6 protein-coding genes are annotated in these 4417 nt (G+C 51.6%); all 6 read right to left on the minus strand.

Annotation, left to right across the window (positions count from 1 at the left end):
• Window positions 1-576: ABC transporter substrate-binding protein (locus C7R94_RS28515; protein WP_146142841.1), on the minus strand; the 576-nt coding region annotated here is incomplete at its 3' end.
• A gap of 52 nt (window positions 577-628) precedes the next feature.
• A complete protein-coding gene (locus tag C7R94_RS28520) occupies window positions 629-1372 on the minus strand; it encodes an ABC transporter ATP-binding protein (protein ID WP_106785911.1) in 744 nt (247 codons plus the stop codon).
• Between the two features lie 22 nt (window positions 1373-1394).
• Entirely contained in the window at window positions 1395-2156 is a 762-nt protein-coding gene (locus C7R94_RS28525; RefSeq protein ID WP_106785912.1) for an ABC transporter ATP-binding protein, read from the minus strand.
• Entirely contained in the window at window positions 2153-3184 is a 1032-nt protein-coding gene (locus C7R94_RS28530) for a branched-chain amino acid ABC transporter permease (protein WP_233220696.1), read from the minus strand. The genes C7R94_RS28525 and C7R94_RS28530 overlap by 4 nt, the downstream gene beginning before the upstream one ends.
• Window positions 3181-4059: a branched-chain amino acid ABC transporter permease gene (locus C7R94_RS28535; RefSeq protein WP_106785913.1), complete on the minus strand. Its 879-nt coding sequence runs from the start codon at window positions 4057-4059 to the stop codon at window positions 3181-3183. Before C7R94_RS28535 ends, C7R94_RS28530 begins: the two co-directional genes overlap by 4 nt.
• Before the next feature lie 133 nt (window positions 4060-4192).
• Window positions 4193-4417: PaaX family transcriptional regulator C-terminal domain-containing protein (locus tag C7R94_RS28540; protein ID WP_304533973.1), on the minus strand; the 225-nt coding region annotated here is incomplete at its 5' end.

Genomic DNA, 4417 nt, shown 5'->3' on the forward strand with positions numbered 1-4417 from the left:
ACTTCCGTATGGATTGCTGTCATTGAGCGTAGCAATTTTCGTAATGCCTTTTTCCTTCAAATATTTGAAAATGCGCTTTGTTCCATGTACGTCCGTGTGCGGTGTTTTGTAGATGCCGGCACGAACCGGATTGGTGATTTGGTCTGCCGCTGCCATGGAGATCAGCGGGAGCTTTTCTGCTGCGGCATACTCTGCCATCCCGAGAGACGGACCACTGCCTGAGGAACCGAGTACAGCTACGACCTTTTCTTTGGAAGCGAGCTTTTTGATCGCTTTTACCGCTTCCGTATTGTCAGACTTGTCGTCTTCAAAAATGACTTCCAACGGTCGGCCATCCACCCCACCTGCGCCGTTGATTTCTTTTACTAACAGCTCTACCGCTTGCTTCTCCGGTACGCCGAGCGGACTGTTCGGACCAGTCAGCGAGAAAATTGCGCCGACCTTGATCGGGTCCTTGCTGGCGCCACCAGTGCCTGATTCTGCTGCTGGCGTGGCACCGCCTCCACAGGCGCTCAAGAATACGAGTGAAGCGACTGCTGCTGGAAATAGCCATTTTTTGAATGTTCGTTTTTTCATGGGTGTACCCCCCTCATGTATGTGATTGATCTTGATCAAACTGCTTTGCTGGCTACACTGCTTCGTGGGAGCTACCCAAATAAGCAGATTGTACACGCGGGTCATTGCTAATCTCGTCTGCCTTCCCTTCCAGCATGACGGTTCCCGTACTGAGTACGTAAGCCCGGTCGGAAATAGCGAGCGCTGCGCGAGCATTTTGTTCGACCAACAGCACTGTGGTGCCCCACTCCGAGCGAATCTCCTGCACAATCGTCAGGATTTCTTTGGCAATCAATGGAGCCAACCCTAGCGAAGGCTCGTCCAACAGGAGGAGCTGCGGTCGAGACAAGAGCGCCCTGCCAATAGCAAGCATCTGCTGCTGCCCCCCGGAAAGCGTGCCTCCGAGCTGCCATTTCCGCTCTGCCAAAATGGGAAAACGTTCATACACTGTCTCCATTTCCTTGGCAATTTCCTTTTTGCTCGTCTTGGGCATCCGATGCGAAGCACCCAACCATAAATTGTCCTCCACGGTCAGCGTGGAAAAAATTTGTCTGCGCTCCGGTACATGCGCCATGCCCCTGGGTACTACCAGCTCCGCAGGGACACGTGTAATGTCCGCGTCACGAAACAAAATCTTGCCTTCCTTGTCGGCGTGAAGACCGCAGATACAGTTCAAAAGCGTCGTTTTGCCTGCTCCATTTGCGCCTAACAGGGAAACAATTTCTCCCTCGTTCACTTGCAGAGTAATGCCGTGCAGCACCTCTACCGGACCGTAGCGAGCCGTGATGTTGTCTACTGTAAGGACTGTCTTCCCCATCTTGTTCCACCTCTTTCGCGCTTCATTCTGCACCCAGATACGCCGCAATCACTCGCGGGTTCTCCTGAATCTCACGCGGGGTTCCTTCTGCGATTTTTGATCCTTGATCCAACACAACGATGCGGTCCGCAATCGTCATGATCATGTCCATGTCATGCTCCACTAGCAAAATAGCCGTTCCGTTGTCGCGAATCTCGCAAAACATGCGGCTCATCTCCGCCGTCTCGGTATGATTCAGACCCGCAGCAGGCTCATCCAACAAGAGCAGTCGCGGCTTGGCTACCATCGCGCGGGCAATTTCCATCAGCCGCAGCTTCCCATATGGCAAGCTCCCAGCCAAAGAAGACGCTTCCTCCGCCAGTCCTACATTCTCTATCCACGTCTGTGCTTGCTCTTGCATCAGCCTTTCTTCCTTGCGGGACTTTGCCAGATTCATGCCGCAGGAAAAGAGACTCGCGCTTGTCTGGGTATGCATACCGACCATGACGTTTTCCAAGACGGTCATATCGTCAAAGGTTTGGAGGTTTTGAAAGGTTCGCGTGATGCCCAATCCGGCATATTCGTAGCCTTGCACACGTGTCAACGGCTGGCTGCTGAAGCGAATTTCTCCTTCTGAAGGCGGGATCACACCTGACACCATGTTGAGCACCGTACTTTTTCCAGCTCCATTCGGACCGATCAGCGCGAGAATCTCTCCTTCACGCACCTGAAAATCTACTTGATTCACTGCCCGTACGCCGCCAAAATCACGAGAAAGCTTTTGCACATCCAAAAGTGTTGTCATGTTGCAGCCTTCCTTTCCACCTGCTGCTTTCGCTGTGCTTCGTCAGCCATGGCCTTCGCCTTTTTCGCCTGCCCTTTTTCGAAAGCAGTCCGGATGCGCGGAACCAATCCTTCTGGCATGAACATGATGAACAGCACGAGAATCGCACCGAATACAATCGTGTCCACATCCCCCTGCAAGCCCGGCACTACTTCACTCAAGAGAACCAGCGCTTCACTGATAAAGCCAATCAGGATCGTCCCGATCAAAGCGCCCCAGATGCTTGTCATCCCGCCGATGACGACCATCGTGAGAAACTTGATCGACTCGTGCAGTCCAAACGGCTGCGGATCAAGAATTCCCATGTAATGGGCGTACAGGCCGCCGGAAATACCAGCAAACATGCCACTTACCACAAAGGCATTCAGCTTGAACTTGCGGACATCAATTCCCATCGAGGTCGCGGCAATCTCACTTTTGTGAATCGCCCGAAACGCTCTGCCGACACGTGAATTCAAGAGATTAAGTGAGAAGAGCAGCACACAGGTGACGACTCCCCAAATCAGAAAGTACATGGATAGCTCGCTTCCACCAAAGAAAGTCATTTGCGGAATGCTGATCATCCCATTTGCTCCCCCTGTGACCGGCTCCCATTCCGTAATTCCGATCTGGACGATGTAGCCAAATGCGAGAGTTGCCATCGCGAGGTAGTAGCCTTGCAGCCCCGCTATCGCCCGCCCGAGGATAAAGGCGAATAACCCTGGAACAATCGCAGCAGCTATGAGGCCGATAAATGGCGGCAGACCGTACTTGGTCGTCAATACTGCCGAGGTATAGGCGCCTATCCCCCAAAACGCTGCTTGTCCCAGCGAAATTTGTCCCGCCAGTCCCATCACGAGGCATAGCCCGATGGTTACGATTGCCTGAAGACCGATAATAATTCCGACAGAACGATAGTATTCATCTGGCATCACGAATGGGAAAAGAATCATCAAAAACAGGTAGATTCCTATGCTTTTGCCCCACTTATCGATGATCTGCTTCATCATAGCCCTCCTTTTCCAACGCTGCGTTCCCCAAAGATGCCGGATGGCTTAATCAACAGCATGCCGATCAACACCAGAAAGGCGATCGCGTCCTTCATACCGGAGCTGATGTAACCTGCTCCCAGCGACTCGACGATCCCGAGTAAAAAGGCGGCTACGGCTGCACCCAATGGATTTCCCAGTCCGCCAAGAATGGCTGCGGAAAAGCCTTTGATCCCGAGCAGCACGCCGACATCGTACGACGTTACAGAAAGCGGCGCGATCACAATTCCTGCAATCGCTCCCGTCGCTCCACTGATCGCGAAGGCCAGCATACTCATCTTCGTCGGGCTAATCCCCATCAGGCGAGCTGCCATCGGGTTGACCGAGCAGGCGTTGATTTTTTTGCCGAGAATCGTCTTGTCCATCAAGTACCAAAGTAAAAAAAGAATGATAAGAACAGCAGCCAAAATCCAGATACTTTGTTGCGCGATCATCACACCGCCGATCGAGATCGGCTCATTGCTCGTAATCGGTTCAAGTGCAAACGCATCTTTTCCCCAAATAAAGCTGGCAATGCCGCGAAACAGTGTGGAAATCCCTATCGTCAAAATAATCAAACTAATTGGATTAGCCTTTTTGACGTAAGCAATTACATATTTCTGCATCAAAACTCCGATCAAGGTCACCATGAGGATCGCGAGCAATGCCGCCAACCCATACGGAAGGTTCATGCCAATCAAGGCGACTGTGACCATTCCGCCCAGCATCAAAAATTCACCTTGTGCCAGATTGATCACCTTGCTTACGTTGTAAATCGTAATGAAACCAACCGCTACGATCGCGTAAATCCCGCCACTGACGAGGCCGTTTGCAACATACTGCAGCAATTCCGTCATATTCGTGCTGTACCCCCTTTGTTTCTCGTCCACCAAACTGCACCCAAGTAAAGCGCTTACATTTTGAATAATGAAAAAATATTTATAAAAAAAGACCCTAGACGTGCTAGGGCCTTTCCTTCGGAGCTTTCGCCTATGCGGATGGCGCAGCTTCATACACGGTCTCGAAGAATCGTACTGCCCCTGGATTCAATAGCTGATAGTAATTTTGGAACAACTGATCCGCCTCTTTGCCCAACCACAGCTCTGGCAACAATTCCTGCGGCAAATCAGGATCGATGAACAAAAACTTGCGGTATTGGTGGACGAGCTTTGTCTTTTCCACGAAGCAATGGCTGTCTGGGACCTCTTCCCCATT

Source organism: Brevibacillus sp. NRRL NRS-603 (assembly GCF_003013445.1).
Classification (GTDB): Bacteria; Bacillota; Bacilli; order Brevibacillales; family Brevibacillaceae; genus Brevibacillus; species Brevibacillus formosus.